Source organism: Mycobacterium sp. 852002-51163_SCH5372311 (genome assembly GCF_001667115.1).
GTDB lineage: Bacteria > Actinomycetota > Actinomycetes > Mycobacteriales > Mycobacteriaceae > Mycobacterium.
Window position 1 is genome coordinate 45,566 of the sequence record NZ_LZIJ01000014.1, and the last position, 14,864, is coordinate 60,429.

Below are 14,864 nucleotides of genomic sequence, written 5' to 3' on the forward strand. Positions count from 1 at the left end.
CGCGTTACCCGTCCTCGCGAGCGTGCGCAGATGTACACCCGTTTACGGCGCGTCGTGTACAAACACGCACTCTCGGCGGGAGGGAACCGAATAACGGCCCAGGTGATACCGCCCGAATCGCCCTTATCCTGGAATGCGTGACCGAGGCCTCGATCGAAGGACAGCACGAGTCGGCGACGCCGGAGCCTGCTGACGAACCAGCCGATACCGGCACCCACGTCAGGCCTGTGGTCATGTTGCTGGGTTCCGACGAGTTCACGCCGGAGCTCGCGATCGCGTTGCGCCGGCTCGGCGCGGAGGTGATCGAGCAGCCGACCGGCGCGGACGATTTGTCAGCGCTGGTCAGCCGGCTGAAGCCGGATTTTCTGGTCAGCGTCGCCGGCGCGGTCTCCCCTTCCGAGCTCGAGGGCCTCGAGGGCCGCACGGAACTGGTGCCCAGCGCCCGCAGTATCGGGCTCACCTCCGACCGGGAGGGACTGCGCCGGCTGGCCGCCGACCAGCTTGGCTTGCCCACTGCGCCATTCTGGTTCGCCGGATCGATCGACGAACTCGAGGCGGTGGCGGCACACGCTGGATACCCGTTGCTGGTGAAGCCGGTGGCGGGCCCACTCGGGCCGGGCCAGTCGCTGGTACGCGGGCCCGAAGACATCGCCGCCGCCTGGCAGCATGCGGTCGGCCATGACAAAGCGCACCATCGCGTGCTGGCCGAAGCGGTGGTCGAGGTCGAGGTGCTTGTCACCCTGCTCGCCGTGCGCAGCGAGGGCCCGAAGGGGCCGGCAATCGAGTTCTGTTCACCCATCGGCCATGTCGACCTCCACGCCGAGGTCACCGAGTCCTGGCAGCCGCAGAAGGTGAGCACAGCCGCGATGGACGCCGCCAAGTCCGTCGCAGCCCGCATCGTCAAGGCGCTTGGCGGGCGGGGCGTCTTCGGCGTCGAGTTGATGATCAACGGCGACGAGGTGTACTTCGCCGACATCACCGCCTATCCGCGGCAGAGCGCCTGGGTGACGCTGTGCAGCCAGCGGCTTTCGGCATTCGATCTGCAGGCGCGCGTGATCCTCGGCCTTCCGGTCGACACCATGATGATCTCGCCGGGCGCCTGCCAGGTGCTGAATGCCGCTACCGGCACCGCGTCGTCGACCGCCCTGGCCGCGGCGCTTGGGGTGCCGGAAAGCGATGTCCGCGTCTTCGGGCAGCGCGACGGGCGGCCGCTGGGAGTGACATTGGCCACAGGAGCGGATCTGGCGACCGCGCGCGAACGTGCCCGGGAGGCGGCGAGTCGGCTGAATATGCGAGACTCACGCGGATGAGTTACGCAGGAGATATCACGCCCGAGCAGGCCTGGAAGCTGCTCAGCGACAACCCCGACGCGGTCCTGGTCGACGTGCGCACCGACGCCGAATGGCGTTTCGTCGGTGTGCCCGACCTGTCGAGCCTGGGTCGCGAGGTGGTTTTCATCGAGTGGAACAGTTCCAACGGGCAGCGCAACGAGAACTTCTTGACCGAACTGAAGGACCGGATCCCTTCGGCGACCAGTGGGGGGGAGCGGCCGGTGGTATTCCTGTGCCGCTCGGGTAACCGTTCCATCGGCGCCGCCGAGCTCGCCACCGAGGCCGGCCTCACGCCGGCCTACAACGTGCTGGACGGCTTCGAGGGGCAGCTCGACGGCGATGGTCACCGCGGCGGAACGGGTTGGCGGGCAACGGGTTTGCCCTGGAAGCAGGGATGAAGCAGCAATGACCGATCGGCCTTCGGTCCGCACGCCGAAGGGGCTGCCCGACGGCGTCAGCCAAGCCACCATCGGGGTGCGTGGCGGGATCCTGCGGTCCGGGTTCGACGAGACCGCCGAGGCGATGTACCTGACGTCCGGCTACGTGTACCCCTCTGCGACCGTCGCGGAGGAGTCGTTCACCGGCGAACCGGACCACTTCGTGTACTCCCGCTACGGCAACCCGACGGTGACGATGTTCGAGGAGCGGCTGCGCCTGATCGAAGGCGCCCACGCGGCTTTCGGCACCGCGAGCGGCATGGCTGCGGTCTTCGTCTCGCTGGGCGCGCTGCTGGGCGCGGGTGATCGGCTGGTGGCCTCCCGCAGCCTCTTCGGCTCGTGCTTCGTGGTGTGCAACGAGATCCTGCCGCGCTGGGGAGTGGAGACGGTCTTTGTCGACGGCGACGACCTTTCGCAGTGGGAGCAGGCACTTTCCGTGCCAACTAAGGCGGTGTTCTTCGAAACCCCGTCGAATCCCATGCAATCGCTGGTGGACATCGCGGCGGTGAGCGATATGGCTCACACCGCGGGAGCAACGGTGGTGTTGGACAACGTCTTTGCCACGCCCTTGCTGCAACAGGGCTTTCCGCTCGGCGCGGACGTGGTGGTGTACTCGGGCACCAAGCACATCGACGGCCAGGGCCGGGTGCTGGGCGGCGCCATCCTGGGCGACAAGGAATACATCGACGGTCCGGTGCAAAAGCTGATGCGCCACACCGGCCCGGCGATGAGCGCGTTCAACGCCTGGGTGTTGCTGAAAGGCCTTGAGACGCTGGCTATTCGGGTGGAACAGAGCAATTCCTCGGCACAGCGGATTGCGGAGTTCCTGGAGACTCACCCCGCGGTGCGCTGGGTGCGATACCCATATCTGGTGTCACACCCTCAGTACGACCTGGCCAAGCGCCAGATGTCCGGCGGCGGAACGGTTATCACCTTCGAACTCGACGTACCTGAAAGCCCAGAAGGTCTTGCGAAGCAACGGGCGTTCGAATTGCTCGACAAGCTGCGGCTGATCGATATCTCGAACAATCTCGGCGATGCGAAATCGCTTGTCACCCATCCGGCGACGACGACTCACCGGGCGATGGGCCCGGAGGGCCGCGCCGCGATCGGGCTCGGTGACGGCGTGGTCCGCATATCGGTTGGCCTGGAAAGCGCCGACGATCTGATCGCCGATATCGATCAGGCGCTCAGCTAGCCCGCGTGTTGTTCGGCCTCTTCGGCCTGTTCGGCGGCGGCCAAAGCCCCCTGCCCCTGCGTCTGCGTCATCCAGTTGATCACTGATCGGGCGTAGATCATCTGGCTGGTGATGGCCATCTGCCCGCGAGTGCGGCCCACGAAGGAGATCCACCAGGAGAACAAGGCGGCGATGCGGTTGCGGTGGCCGACCAGGTAGTACAGGTGCAGTACCAGCCAGGCCAACCAGGCGAAGTAGCCCCCGAACTCCAGCTTGCCGACCTGCGCGACGGCGCTGTTGCGCGAGATCGTCGCCATGCTGCCCTTGTTGAAGTACTTGAACGGCTCGCGGTTGGCCGGGTCGTCCTTGCCTTTGACGGTGTTCTTGATCGTCTTGGTGGCGTAGTGCGCTCCTTGGATCGCTCCCTGCGCCATCCCCGGTACGTCCGGAACGGACATCAGGTCGCCGACGACAAAGACGTGCGGGTGTCCCTTGACGGTGAGGTCCGGTTCGACGATCACTCGTCCGGCGCGGTCGGTCTCGGTTCCGTCGGACTGTTCGGCGATCATCTTGCCCAGCGAGCTGGCCTGGACGCCGGCCGCCCACACTTTGCATGCGCATTCGATGCGGCGTTCGCCACCATCCTTTTCCTTGATGGTGATGCCCTTGTAGTCGACGGCGGTCACCATTGCGTTCAGCTGAATTTCGACATCCATCTTCTCCAGCCGTCGTTGCGCCTTGAGACCCAGTTTCGGCCCCATCGGTGGCAACACCGCGGGCGCCGCGTCGAGCAGAATCACCCGGCAGTCCGTGGGCGTGATGGTCCTGAACGCCCCGGCCAGCGTGCGCTCGGCCAGTTCGACGATCTGGCCGGCGATCTCGACACCAGTCGGACCGGCGCCGACGACGACGAAGGTCAGGCGCCGCTCCCGCTCGGCATGGTCGGTAGTCACTTCGGCGGCCTCGAACGCACCGAGGATGCGGCCGCGCAACTCCAGCGCGTCGTCGATGGTCTTCATGCCGGGCGCGTAGGTGGCGAAGTGGTCGTTGCCGAAATAGGACTGCTGCGCGCCGGCGGCCACGATCAGGCTGTCGTACGGCGTGACCGTCTCCATATCCATCAGCTTGGAGGTGACTGTCTTCGCCGTCAGGTCGATCGCGTTGACCTCGCCCAGCAAGACTCGCACGTTCTTCTGCTTGCGAAGAACCAGCCGGGTGGTCGGGGCGATGTCACCTTCGGACAGGATTCCGGTCGCCACCTGGTACAGCAGCGGCTGGAACAGGTGCGTCGTCGTCTTCGAGATCAGCGTGACGTCGACGTCAGCCCGTTTGAGCGACCTGGCCGCATTCAGTCCGCCGAACCCGCTTCCAATGACGACGACCTGATGGCGCCTGATGGCAGCCGCCGGCTCGCTGGATTGCGTCATACTCGTCCCTCCCGGTCGCTATTGCTTTCTGGGGCTCCCAGTCTCACAGCGCATCCCCACCGTACGACGGCACCTATGGCATCGTCACCATTGACGACGAGCAGACGCAAAAGCTCCTGGGCGCCCGGCGTGTCGCGTGCTTTTGCGTCTGCTCGCCACAGCATGCGAATCACGCTGCGCGGGAATCCATTTCACGAATGCGCTTGAGCGTGAGCCGGGCAAACAGCGTCGACACGGCCGGCAACCAGCGGTCCAGGTACCACGCTGCCTTCCACCAGGCCGGCACCACGATGATCGCGTCTCCACGCAACACCGCGCGAAGGGCACGTTCGGCGAACTTTTCGGGTGCCATCGGCCGCGCCGGTTCCCAGAATTTGAGTAGTTGCTCGTCGCTGAGACCGGTCATGGTCATGCGTCCGTACTTGCCGCCGGTGAGGATCGGCGTCCGGATCGCGCCTGGACACAGCACCGATACCTGTACGCCGTGGCGCTTGGCCTCCAGCCGCAGCGCCTTCGAAAGCGCGACGACGGCATGCTTGGACGCGGTGTAGCTCGCCGAACCGGGCGAGGCGAGCAGGCCGGCCACGGACGCCGTGTTGACGATGTGGCCCGAGCGCTGCCCGATCATGATCGGGTACACGGCCTGGATGCCGTGCACCACCCCGTGCAGGTTGACGTCGAAGACGTCGTTCCAGTCGTCGAGGGTGTACGAGTCGACCTCGCCGCCCACCCCGATGCCGGCATTGTTGAACAGGTAGTCGATCCGGCCGGATTGCCGCACCACCTCGGCGACGGCACGCTCGAACGATGGATAGTCGCGCACGTCGAGTTCGATCGCGCGTGCTTTCGCCCCGCCGCTGTTCAGACGTTGCGCCACCTCCTGCGCCGCGTCGAGTTGGCGATCGGCGATCCAGACCTCGGCGCCGCCCTCAGCCAGCTCGGCGGCCAACGCTGCCCCGATGCCGGACGCGCCGCCCGTGACGAATGCGATCTTCCCGGACACGCTCGCTGCCATTCGGGAAGGATAACGGCCGTCAGCTCACGGCCAAGCGGTTGCGTAATTTCGGTAGTTCGCGTCCGGCACGCTGCAGAAGTCCGAAGCTGTGCCGGCCAGCAAGATGTAATAGGTTTCCGGACGGTGATTTTCGCCGGAGGTGGGATACGTCCAACCGCTGTTGCACATCGGCGTTGCCGCGCCTGCCGTGGGTTTGGGCCAGTTGGAGCTGACGCAATTGGTCAGCGCGTCGACGTCCGAGGTGGCGCTTTTGGCGATGACCAGCACCGCGCCGCCCCACTGTCCGTCGGACCGCCGGTAGGCGCGGGCTCCGAATCCCGCGTTGTCCTTTTGGCAGCCCAGCGCCCGCTGCAACAACTGGAAGGGAGCGGCGAGCCGGGGATCGCCGAGCCCGGCCGCGGCGTTGATGAACGCGGCCGCGTCCGAGCCTTCTACCTCCTGGATGTCGGGATTGTTACGGCTGGTGAGCTGCAGCGACATCCGCCCCTGCGCAGCCTCGTCGCCGCCTCCGACGATCGGACCGCCACCGCTGGAAGTCATCGGCGGAAGGGCCACGTTGGGATCAGCGCCGGCTGTGGACATCCCGATTGCCGAGGCCAGAAATAAGCCCGCCGCGACCCGCGCGCCCAGTCGGTAAGCCATAACTCTCATGTCTACATCCTTGGGGCGCCGTTGGGTCGTTTTTTGCGTGGGTGGCTACCGGCACATCTGCCGAAATCGACGCTGGCGCGCAAAATTACGAAGTGGGCATCGCGCCAATGTCGATCTCGAAGTGACACCGTCGCGCCCGGTCAACGGAATGCGGCCAAATCGGTGAAGGCCTGGCCGAGGACGAGCTGGTGCATCTCGGCTGTGCCCTCGTATGTCAGCACCGACTCGAGGTTGACCATGTGCCGGATGACCGGGTATTCGAGCGATATTCCGTTGCCGCCCAATATCGTTCGAGCCGTCCGGCAGATCTTGATCGCCTCTCGGGTGTTGTTGAGCTTGCCGAAGCTCACCTGATCGGGTCGCAGGCCCACACCGTCTTTGAGCCTGCCCAGGTGCAGTGAGAGCAGCTGACCCTTGTGCAGCTCGACCGCCATGTCGACGAGTTTGGCCTGGGTCAGCTGGAATCCAGCGATCGGACGGCCGAATTGAGTTCGTTGCGTCGCGTAGTCGAGTGCGGATTGCCACGCCGACCGCGCCGCTCCCATCGACCCCCAGATGATTCCGTAGCGCGCCTCCGAGAGGCAGGACAGCGGCCCTTTGAGGCCGAGCGCGTCGGGCAACATCGCCTCGGCGGGCAGTCGCACGTCGTCGAGGACCAGCTCGCTGGTGATCGACGCCCGTAGCGACAGCTTGTGGTGGATGGTGTTGGCGGCAAATCCTGCAGTATCGGTGGGCACGACGAATCCGCGGATCCCGTCGTCGGTATTCGCCCACACGATCGCGACGTCGGCGACCGACCCGTTGGTGATCCACATCTTGCGTCCGTTGAGGATCCAATCCGAGCCGTCTTGTTGCGCACGGGTTTTCATTGCGGCGGGGTCCGACCCGGCGTCGGGTTCGGTCAGCCCGAAGCACCCGATGAGGTCGCCGGCGGCCATGCCGGGCAGCCACTGCTGCTTCTGCTCCTCGGAGCCGAAGTTCCAGATGGCGAACATCGCCAGCGAGCCCTGCACCGACACCATGGACCGGACGCCGGAGTCGGCGGCCTCGAGTTCCACACAGGCCAGGCCGTAGTGCACGGCTGAAGAGCCGCCGCAGCCGTAGCCTTCCAAGTGCATGCCGAGCAGGCCGAGATCACCGAACTGCTTTGTGAGTTCGCGGACCACCGGAAGATCGCCGGCCTCGAACCAATCCGCCACGTACGGCGTCACGTGTTCGGCGCAGAACTTTCTAACGGTTTCGCGCACCGCGATTTCATCGTTTGACAGCGACGCGTCCAGTCCAAGCGGGTCGTAGGGGTCGAATGTCGGTGGTGCTTGGGCTGAATTGGCATCCATTCCTGCTGAATCTAGGTTCAGCCCAACAGGCGGGTCAAGGATTCGCGGTAGTCTCGCTGCATGTCATCGCGGCGCGGGCCGGCGTGGCTGAGCGCCGACATTCTTGGGGTGCTGCTGTTCTGCGCGGTGGGACGCCGCAGCCACGACGAAGGAGTCAACATCACCGGCATCGCGTCGACCGCGTGGCCGTTCCTGTCGGGGACGGTCATCGGGTGGTTGTTGTCGCGCGCTTGGCGACGGCCCACCGCTGTGGTCCCGACCGGTCTGACCGTCTGGCTGTGCACCGTGGCGATCGGCATGCTGTTGCGCAAAGCCAGTTCGGCCGGGGTGGCGGTGAGTTTCGTGCTGGTGGCTTCGTCGGTGACCGCGGTGCTGCTGCTTGGTTGGCGAGGCGGCGTCGACCTCGTGCTACGACGCCGGGCGGACAGCTGACAGATGGCACGGACAGAAAACGACACGTGGGATCCGACAACCGGTGTCGCGATTACGGCGACATTCGGCGCGGCCGCCAGGGCGGTGGGCAACAACAAGGGCCTGATCCAGGATCCATTCGCGGAACCGCTGGTCCGCGCGGTGGGCGTGAAGTACTTCACTCGGTTGATCGAGAACCAGGTGTATGCCGATGACGGCGACGGCAACGCCCGCATGACAGGGATGATGAACATCCTGATCGCCCACACTCGGTTTTTGGATCAATTCCTTGCCGACGCCGGCAGGGCAGGCATTAGGCAAGTGGTGGTGCTGGCCTCGGGCCTTGACACTCGTCCGTACCGGCTGTGGTGGCCGCCCGGGACCACGGTGTACGAGATCGACCAGCCGGAGGTCGTCGAGTTCAAAACCGAAGTGCTACGCGGCTTGGGTGCCAAAGTGACCGCAAACCGTTGCGGGGTGGGCGTCGATCTTCGTCAGGACTGGCTGGCGGCTCTGCGACGGGTGGGCTTCGACAGTGCGGAACGCACGGTGTGGATTGCCGAGCAGCTGCTCGTCGGGTACTTGCCGCCCGACGCGCAGGATCGGTTACTGCAGGAGGTCACGGCGGTGAGCACTCTCGGTAGCCGATTCGCGGCTGATCACTTGCCTTGGACCACCTTGCAGCTGGAGGAAGGGCGGGCCTTTGTCGAGCTGTGGCGCGAAGAGGGCCTGGACGTCGAACTGGCGACGCTGACCTACGAGGGCGAATACCGCTATGTGCCTGAGTATTTCGCGACGAACGGCTGGCAGACGGCCGACAAAAGTGTCGTCGAAATGCGCGCCGCTATCGGGGTGCCGGTGCGTCGGCGCCCTCGCCGCCGCGACCTGGCCATCACCCCTAGGTACCTCACGGCAGTACGGGTCTAGGCCGGGTTAAGCCAAATGACTCGAGCCAGCCACTCAGCTCCGTGCGGTCAGCTTCGCTTCGTAGCCGCCGGCCCGGATGACCCAGTTGCCCAGCCCTTGTTCACCGAGCTGGCCGTCGAGTATGCGCAGCGCTACGGCGGCGGGCCGCAAAGGTATATGGACTGGATGCGCGACGGCCCGGCTGAAGAGTTCGCACCGCCCGACGGCGGGATGCTGATCGGTCTGCTGGACAGCCGTCCTGTCACCGGCGGTGCATTCTGCAGGTTCGACGCCCACACCGCCGAGCTCAAGCGGATCTGGACGCATCGCGCGCATCGGCGCCGGGGATACGCTGCGGCACTAGTGGGCGAACTGGAGACCCAGATCGCGGCACGCGGCTACCGGAAGGTCTACCTGATCACCGGTGATCGCCAGCCCGAGGCCGAGGAACTGTATCTGTCCCTCGGCTATACCCGCCTTCCCGAGCCGCTGCCCTCGCGGGGACCGGTCCTTCCGGTCGCGTTCGAAAAGAGCTTGGCGTGACCTCCGAGTTGCACCTGGGTGTCGCGCTGGACGGATACGGCTGGAATCCGCAGGCATGGCGGGCCACGCTGAAGGCCGACCGCGACACCGCGCCGGTACTCAGCGGTCGCTACTGGGCCGGCCTCGCGGCCACCGCCGAGCGTGGACTGCTCGACTTTCTCACCATCGACGACAGCCTGATGCCGCAACCCGGACGCCGCGAGCGGATCGATCCCGGCCGGCTGGCCGGTCGCGGAGACGCCGTTTTGGTGGCCGCCCGCGTCGCACCGGAGACCCGTCATATCGGACTGATCCCGGTGGCCACCGTCACCCACACCGAACCGTTCCACATCTCCAAATCCATTGCCACCCTTGACTATGTGTCACATGGCCGCGCCGGCTGGCAACCCAGGGTCAGCGTCACCGCTCACGAGGCCGCCTTGTTCGGCCGCCGGGAGGTATCCGAGATCGCCCTGTTCGAGGAAGCTCTGGATTTCGTCGACGTGGTGCGGCGGTTGTGGGATAGCTGGGAGGACGACGCGGTGATCCGCGACGTGGCCAGCGGGCGTTACGTCGACCGCGACAAACTGCACTACATCGACTTCACCGGAAAGTATTTCTCGGTCAAGGGGCCATCGATCACGCCGCGGCCACCGCAGGGCCAGCCGGTGGTGGCGCCGCTGGCCCATGCCGGACCGGTCTACGAATTCGCCGCCGCCAGTGCGGATATCGTCTTCATCACGCCCACCGACGGCGTCTCGCTACGCAACATTCTCGACGAGGTGCGCGCGGTGGGGGGTGCGCGTTTGAAAGTATTTGCCGACATGGTGGTCTCGTTCGCCGGGGACACCGACTTTCGTTCCGATGCACTGGTATTCGGCGGCAGCGCAACAGATTTGGTGGACCTGCTATTGGACTGGCAGCGGCTGGGCCTCGACGGCGCGCGATTGCGCCCAGCCGTCAACGCCTCCGACCTCCCGGCGATCGTCGACAAGGTGGTGCCGCTGCTGCAACGCGCCGGGCGATTCCGCAGCACCTACCGGGACGGCGAAACCCTGCGCGAAAGGCTGGGCCTGCCAACAGCACCCAACCGCTACGCGGCGGTGAACTGATGACTCCGTTGTCGATTCTGGACCTCGCACCGATCAGCGCGGGCAGCGATGCCGCGACAGCCCTTCGTAACACCATCGACCTGGCCCAGCGCGCCGAGCAGTGGGGTTTCCGCCGTTTCTGGATCGCCGAGCACCACTTCGTCGGCGTCGCCAGTTCGGCACCAGCGGTGCTGATTGGACAAATTGCCGCCGCTACCAACAGGATTCGGGTGGGTGCGGCTGCGGTGCAGCTGAGCCACACCACAGCCGCCGCAGTGGTCGAGAGTTTCGGGATGCTGGAAGCCTTCTATCCGGGCCGCATCGACTTGGGTGTGGGGCGAGGGCAACGACGCGACACCGGTTTCAAGCCCAGGCAGCCGTCGGCCAAGTCCCGTCCGCCACGGCAGTGGCGCGAGGTCGACGGTGTGGTGATCCCGCTGCCGTTCGATCTACGGGGGCTGCTCGACAAGGAGCGCGTACAGGCGACCATGGGGATCTTGCAGCAACCCGAGGCGGTGTCGCCTGACTTCGCCGAGCAGCTCACCGACATCATCGCGATGCTGGAGGGTACTTACGAAGTCGACGGTTTCGACGTGCACACGGTGCCGGGTGAGCGATCTGGACTGAGACCGTGGATCTTTGGCAGTACCCGGGGGCAAAGCGCCCGGGTGGCCGGTGCGCGCGGACTGCCGTTTGTCGCGAGTTACCACATCACTCCGGCGACCGCACTGGAGGCCATCGAGGCATACCGTGATGCTTTCGTCCCGTCGGCCACGCTGAAGCGGCCCTACGTCGTGGTCTCCGCCGACATCGTCGTCGCCGACGACAGCGCCACCGCAAGGCATCTGGCCACCGGCTACGGGCAGTGGGTGTATTCCATCCGGACCGGAGTTGGTGCCGTGCCGTATCCGGATCCCGACGACTGCCCGCCGCTAACGGACGAGCAGCTGCCCGTGGTGAAGGACAGGCTGGAAACGCAATTCGTCGGCAATCCGGATGAAGTCGCCGAGCGGCTATCCGCGTTGCAACGCTTGACCGATGCCGACGAGCTCGTCGTCACCTCGGTGACCCACCGGCACGAGGACCGACTGCGCTCACACGAGCTCATCGCGCAGCGGTGGGGCCTGATGTCATGAGCCGCAAGCCGATTCATCTTGCAACTCATTTTCCCGGTGTCAACAACACGACCGTGTGGACCGATCCCAGCGCGGGCAGTCAGATCGAGTTCGACTCGTTCGTGCACCTCGCCCGTACCGCCGAACGCGGATTGTTCGACTTCTTCTTCCTGGCCGAGGGGCTGCGGCTGCGCGAGCACCGCGGGCGGATCTACGACCTGGACGTGGTGGGGCGGCCGGACACCTTCACCGTGCTGGCGGGTTTGGCCGGCGTCACCGACCGGATCGGGCTCACCGGGACCATCAACACCACGTTCAACGAACCCTTTGAGGTGGCAAGGCAATTCGCGACGCTCGATCATTTGTCCGGTGGTCGCGCCGGCTGGAACATCGTCACCTCGTCTGATGGGTTCACCGGCGCCAACTTTCGGCGCGGCGGCTTCCTGGATCATGCTGACCGCTACCAGCGGGCCGAGGAGTTCGTCGCGGTGGCCCGGGCCTTTTGGGACAGCTGGGAAGCAGATGCCGTACTGGCCGATGTCGAAAACGGGGTCTACGTCGATCCAGATCGCATTCGCAGTGTCGAGCATTCGGGTCTTCAATTCGACGTGCGCGGGTTCGCGACCCTGCCCGCGGGACCGCAGGGCCATCCGGTGCTGTTGCAGGCCGGTGACTCTCCCGAGGGGCGGGCTTTCGGCGCCCGGCACGCCGACGCCTTGTTCACGCTGCACGGCTCGCTCGAAGACGGGCAGCGCTACTATGCCGATGTCAAGGGCCGGGCGCAGTCTTACGGCCGAGACCCCAACCAGCTCAAGGTCTTTCCCGCGGCTACCTTCGTCATCGGTGACACCGTCGACGAGGCTCAGGACAGGGCGCGGCACATCCGCCAACAGCAGGTCAGCGGTGCCACCGCGATCGCGATGCTCGAGCAGGTGTGGGGCCGCGACCTGTCGGACTTCGACCCCGATGGTCCGCTTCCCGACGTCGACCCGGTCGTCGACAGCAACATCACCCAGGGCCGCGTACGCCACGGTGACCCCGTTGCGGTGGCCCGCCGCTACCGGGAGCGCGCCCAAACGGAGAATCTGTCGATCCGTGAGCTGGTCATCGCGGTCACCAGCAGGCAGCAGTTCGTGGGGACGGCCGCGCAGATCGCCGACGAGATCGACCGCTACATCCAGGCCGACGCTTGCGACGGGTTCATCCTGGTGCCGCACCTGACGCCGCACGGCTTGGACGAATTCGTCGACCAGGTGGTGCCGCTCTTGCAGGAACGCGGGGCTTTTCGCACGGAATACACCGGTGAGACGCTGCGCGAGCATCTGGGCCTGACGGGTTAGGAGTCGGCGATGCGTTCAGTGTGCATTTGCGGCGTTCGGTGTGAATCCAGGGCGTTCCCTGCGAATTTAGGGCGTTCGGTGTGAATCCTGGGCGGGAATCGCGACTTGGATTCAGCCCAGGTTTCACTCGCAAAGCCCAGGGTTCACTCGCGATGCTTCCGCTGCGGATTCAGCGAGCCAATGCGATTGCGGTGTCGGCAGCTTCGCGGATCGGGCCGCGCCACACGTCGCCGTGACCAGGCAGTAGAACTTCGGTCTCCACCAAGGCCAGCGCCTCCAGGGTGCGGATGCAGTCCCGCTGGCTGTGGCTGAACACCGCCGGCAGCAGCTGCGGTCCGGAGCGCTTCAGCAACGGATGGCCGGTGATGAGTGCGTCGCCGCTGACCAGTACGCCGTCGACGAGGTACGAGCAATGGCCGCTGGTGTGCCCAGGTGTGAAAATCGGCATCGGGTGACCGGGCAGTCCGGCGGCGGTCTCGGCGGTTAGTGGCAGGGCGCTCGGTATGCCGTCTCGGATCAGTCCGCCACTGCGGACAACGTGGACACCCCACAGCGCCCAGCGGGGTCGCCAGATGCGCAGCGCGATGTCGAACACGGACACCTGCTCGAGATACTCCCGCTTAGCGTGGCCCACCTCGTCGGCATGGCAGTACACCGGCGTGCCGAATTCGTTGGCGAACCAGATGGCTGAGCCGAGATGGTCAACGTGCGCATGGGTCAACAGGATGGCGCGCAGGTCGCTGACGTCATGGCCGAGTTTGCGCAACGAGTCCAGCACGTCTTGACGGTCGCCGGGATAGCCGGCGTCGATCATCATCACACCGGCGCCGTCGCTGACCAACACCCAGTTGACGGCGCTGCCCCGGACGAAATGCACGCTGTCGGTGACCTGGACGAGAGTCGGCGCCTTGAACCGATCGGCCATGCCCGAGAGTCTAGATTTCTCTGTGGCGACCCGCTTCGCCCGGCTGCGCCGAGCTCGCGATCACCACGGTGTCTGATGGTGGCGACCCGTCCCCCAGCTTCGTGGGGGTGCCCCCATCGCCCGGCTGCGCCGAGCTCGCGATCACCACAGGAGTAGAAATAACTCGTGGCTGAACTGAAACTCGGATACAAAGCGTCTGCTGAACAATTCGCGCCGCGCGAGCTCGTCGAACTCGCGGTAGCGGCCGAAGCCCACGGAATGGACAGCGCGACCGTCAGCGACCATTTCCAGCCGTGGCGGCACAAGGGCGGCCATGCTCCGTTCTCGTTGGCATGGATGACCGCCGTCGGCGAGCGCACCGAGCGGATTCAGCTGGGCACCTCGGTGCTCACGCCGACTTTTCGCTACAACCCGGCCGTCATCGCGCAGGCCTTCGCCACCATGAGCTGTCTGTACCCGAACCGCGTATTCCTCGGCGTCGGCACCGGTGAGGCGCTGAACGAGATCGCAACCGGGTACGAGGGAGCGTGGCCGGAGTTCAAGGAGCGGTTCGCCCGGCTACGAGAATCGGTTCGGCTGATGCGAGAGCTGTGGCGCGGTGACCGCGTCGACTTCGACGGCGAGTACTACCGCCTCAAAGGCGCTTCCATCTACGACGTCCCCGAAGGCGGGGTGCCCGTCTACATCGCGGCCGGTGGCCCGGCGGTGGCCAAATACGCCGGACGGGCCGGCGACGGTTTCATTTGCACGTCGGGCAAGGGCGAGGAGCTGTACACCGAAAAGCTGATGCCCGCGGTCTTGGAGGGCGCTGCGGCCGCCAACCGCAATGCCGACGACATCGACAAGATGATCGAGATCAAGATCTCGTACGACCCCGATCCGGAGCTGGCCCTGAACAACACCCGGTTCTGGGCGCCGTTGTCGTTGACCGCCGAGCAGAAGCACAGCATCGACGACCCGATCGAGATGGAAAAGGCCGCCGACGCACTGCCGATCGAGCAGATCGCCAAGCGCTGGATCGTGTCGTCGGACCCCGACGAGGCCGTCGAAAAGGTCGGCCAGTACGTGACCTGGGGCCTCAACCACCTGGTGTTCCACGCGCCTGGTCATGATCAGCGCCGGTTCCTGGAGCTGTTCCAGAAAGATCTGGAGCCGAGGCTGCGACGGCTGGGCTGAACG

At 65.7% G+C, this 14,864-nt stretch carries 15 protein-coding genes; 10 read left to right on the top strand and 5 right to left on the bottom strand.

Going from position 1 to position 14,864, the window contains the following annotated elements; all coding sequences use genetic code 11:
- Positions 1 to 137 precede the first annotated feature (137 nt).
- Genes purT through A5791_RS01525 form a run of 3 tightly spaced genes read left to right on the top strand, consistent with a single transcriptional unit; the run spans position 138 to position 2,966 of the window.
- Positions 138 to 1,310 carry a formate-dependent phosphoribosylglycinamide formyltransferase gene (purT, locus tag A5791_RS01515; RefSeq protein ID WP_231995766.1) on the top strand — a complete coding sequence of 391 codons (1,173 nt, stop codon included), beginning with the start codon at positions 138 to 140 and terminating at the stop codon, positions 1,308 to 1,310.
- Complete coding sequence (locus A5791_RS01520) at positions 1,307 to 1,729, top strand: rhodanese-like domain-containing protein (protein WP_067229849.1); 423 nt, start codon at positions 1,307 to 1,309, stop codon at positions 1,727 to 1,729. Before purT ends, A5791_RS01520 begins: the two co-directional genes overlap by 4 nt.
- Positions 1,730 to 1,736: 7 nt before the next feature.
- Positions 1,737 to 2,966, top strand: a complete 1,230-nt coding sequence (locus A5791_RS01525; protein WP_067229850.1) for an O-succinylhomoserine sulfhydrylase — start codon at positions 1,737 to 1,739, stop codon at positions 2,964 to 2,966.
- On the opposite strand, the gene A5791_RS01530 is transcribed toward A5791_RS01525, so the two are convergent.
- The 4 genes from A5791_RS01530 to A5791_RS01545 form a co-directional block, all read right to left on the bottom strand.
- A complete protein-coding gene (locus tag A5791_RS01530; RefSeq protein ID WP_082966677.1) occupies positions 2,963 to 4,372 on the bottom strand; it encodes an NAD(P)/FAD-dependent oxidoreductase in 1,410 nt (469 codons plus the stop codon). The genes A5791_RS01525 and A5791_RS01530 overlap by 4 nt on opposite strands.
- A 169-nt stretch (positions 4,373 to 4,541) precedes the next feature.
- Complete coding sequence (locus A5791_RS01535; RefSeq protein ID WP_067229851.1) at positions 4,542 to 5,387, bottom strand: SDR family oxidoreductase; 846 nt, start codon at positions 5,385 to 5,387, stop codon at positions 4,542 to 4,544.
- 24 nt (positions 5,388 to 5,411) lie between these two features.
- A complete protein-coding gene (locus A5791_RS01540; RefSeq protein WP_067229852.1) occupies positions 5,412 to 6,038 on the bottom strand; it encodes a hypothetical protein in 627 nt (208 codons plus the stop codon).
- Between the two features lie 140 nt (positions 6,039 to 6,178).
- Positions 6,179 to 7,375, bottom strand: coding sequence for an acyl-CoA dehydrogenase (locus A5791_RS01545; protein ID WP_067229855.1), 1,197 nt, complete (start codon positions 7,373 to 7,375; stop codon positions 6,179 to 6,181).
- 60 nt (positions 7,376 to 7,435) lie between these two features.
- Between A5791_RS01545 and A5791_RS01550 the strand changes: the two genes are divergently transcribed.
- Genes A5791_RS01550 through A5791_RS01575 form a run of 6 tightly spaced genes read left to right on the top strand, consistent with a single transcriptional unit; the run spans position 7,436 to position 12,760 of the window.
- Positions 7,436 to 7,807: a DUF3054 domain-containing protein gene (locus A5791_RS01550; RefSeq protein WP_067229858.1), complete on the top strand. Its 372-nt coding sequence runs from the start codon at positions 7,436 to 7,438 to the stop codon at positions 7,805 to 7,807.
- 3 nt (positions 7,808 to 7,810) lie between these two features.
- Entirely contained in the window at positions 7,811 to 8,713 is a 903-nt protein-coding gene (locus A5791_RS01555; RefSeq protein ID WP_067229862.1) for a class I SAM-dependent methyltransferase, read from the top strand.
- Positions 8,714 to 8,728: 15 nt separating this feature from the next.
- Positions 8,729 to 9,235, top strand: coding sequence for a GNAT family N-acetyltransferase (locus A5791_RS01560; protein ID WP_067229864.1), 507 nt, complete (start codon positions 8,729 to 8,731; stop codon positions 9,233 to 9,235).
- Positions 9,232 to 10,326: an LLM class flavin-dependent oxidoreductase gene (locus A5791_RS01565; protein ID WP_067229866.1), complete on the top strand. Its 1,095-nt coding sequence runs from the start codon at positions 9,232 to 9,234 to the stop codon at positions 10,324 to 10,326. Before A5791_RS01560 ends, A5791_RS01565 begins: the two co-directional genes overlap by 4 nt.
- Positions 10,326 to 11,441, top strand: a complete 1,116-nt coding sequence (locus A5791_RS01570; protein WP_067229869.1) for an LLM class flavin-dependent oxidoreductase — start codon at positions 10,326 to 10,328, stop codon at positions 11,439 to 11,441. Before A5791_RS01565 ends, A5791_RS01570 begins: the two co-directional genes overlap by 1 nt.
- Complete coding sequence (locus A5791_RS01575) at positions 11,438 to 12,760, top strand: NtaA/DmoA family FMN-dependent monooxygenase (protein ID WP_067229871.1); 1,323 nt, start codon at positions 11,438 to 11,440, stop codon at positions 12,758 to 12,760. Before A5791_RS01570 ends, A5791_RS01575 begins: the two co-directional genes overlap by 4 nt.
- A 169-nt stretch (positions 12,761 to 12,929) precedes the next feature.
- Here the strand turns inward: A5791_RS01575 and A5791_RS01580 are convergent, their stop codons facing one another.
- A complete protein-coding gene (locus A5791_RS01580; RefSeq protein WP_067229875.1) occupies positions 12,930 to 13,685 on the bottom strand; it encodes an MBL fold metallo-hydrolase in 756 nt (251 codons plus the stop codon).
- 165 nt (positions 13,686 to 13,850) lie between these two features.
- Between A5791_RS01580 and fgd the strand changes: the two genes are divergently transcribed.
- Positions 13,851 to 14,861: a glucose-6-phosphate dehydrogenase (coenzyme-F420) gene (fgd, locus tag A5791_RS01585; protein ID WP_067229878.1), complete on the top strand. Its 1,011-nt coding sequence runs from the start codon at positions 13,851 to 13,853 to the stop codon at positions 14,859 to 14,861.
- Positions 14,862 to 14,864: the final 3 nt, after the last annotated feature.

What these genes read in the sequence shown, in the direction of transcription:
- A5791_RS01520 (WP_067229849.1), top strand. Translation starts at nt 1,307, where the DNA reads ATGAGTTACGCAGGAGATATCACGCCCGAGCAGGCCTGGAAGCTGCTC.
- A5791_RS01525 (WP_067229850.1), top strand. Translation starts at nt 1,737, where the DNA reads ATGACCGATCGGCCTTCGGTCCGCACGCCGAAGGGGCTGCCCGACGGC.
- A5791_RS01530 (WP_082966677.1), bottom strand. Translation starts at nt 4,372, where the DNA reads ATGACGCAATCCAGCGAGCCGGCGGCTGCCATCAGGCGCCATCAGGTC.
- A5791_RS01535 (WP_067229851.1), bottom strand. Translation starts at nt 5,387, where the DNA reads ATGGCAGCGAGCGTGTCCGGGAAGATCGCATTCGTCACGGGCGGCGCG.
- A5791_RS01540 (WP_067229852.1), bottom strand. Translation starts at nt 6,038, where the DNA reads ATGAGAGTTATGGCTTACCGACTGGGCGCGCGGGTCGCGGCGGGCTTA.
- A5791_RS01545 (WP_067229855.1), bottom strand. Translation starts at nt 7,375, where the DNA reads ATGGATGCCAATTCAGCCCAAGCACCACCGACATTCGACCCCTACGAC.
- A5791_RS01550 (WP_067229858.1), top strand. Translation starts at nt 7,436, where the DNA reads ATGTCATCGCGGCGCGGGCCGGCGTGGCTGAGCGCCGACATTCTTGGG.
- A5791_RS01555 (WP_067229862.1), top strand. Translation starts at nt 7,811, where the DNA reads ATGGCACGGACAGAAAACGACACGTGGGATCCGACAACCGGTGTCGCG.
- A5791_RS01560 (WP_067229864.1), top strand. Translation starts at nt 8,729, where the DNA reads ATGACTCGAGCCAGCCACTCAGCTCCGTGCGGTCAGCTTCGCTTCGTA.
- A5791_RS01570 (WP_067229869.1), top strand. Translation starts at nt 10,326, where the DNA reads ATGACTCCGTTGTCGATTCTGGACCTCGCACCGATCAGCGCGGGCAGC.
- A5791_RS01575 (WP_067229871.1), top strand. Translation starts at nt 11,438, where the DNA reads ATGAGCCGCAAGCCGATTCATCTTGCAACTCATTTTCCCGGTGTCAAC.
- A5791_RS01580 (WP_067229875.1), bottom strand. Translation starts at nt 13,685, where the DNA reads ATGGCCGATCGGTTCAAGGCGCCGACTCTCGTCCAGGTCACCGACAGC.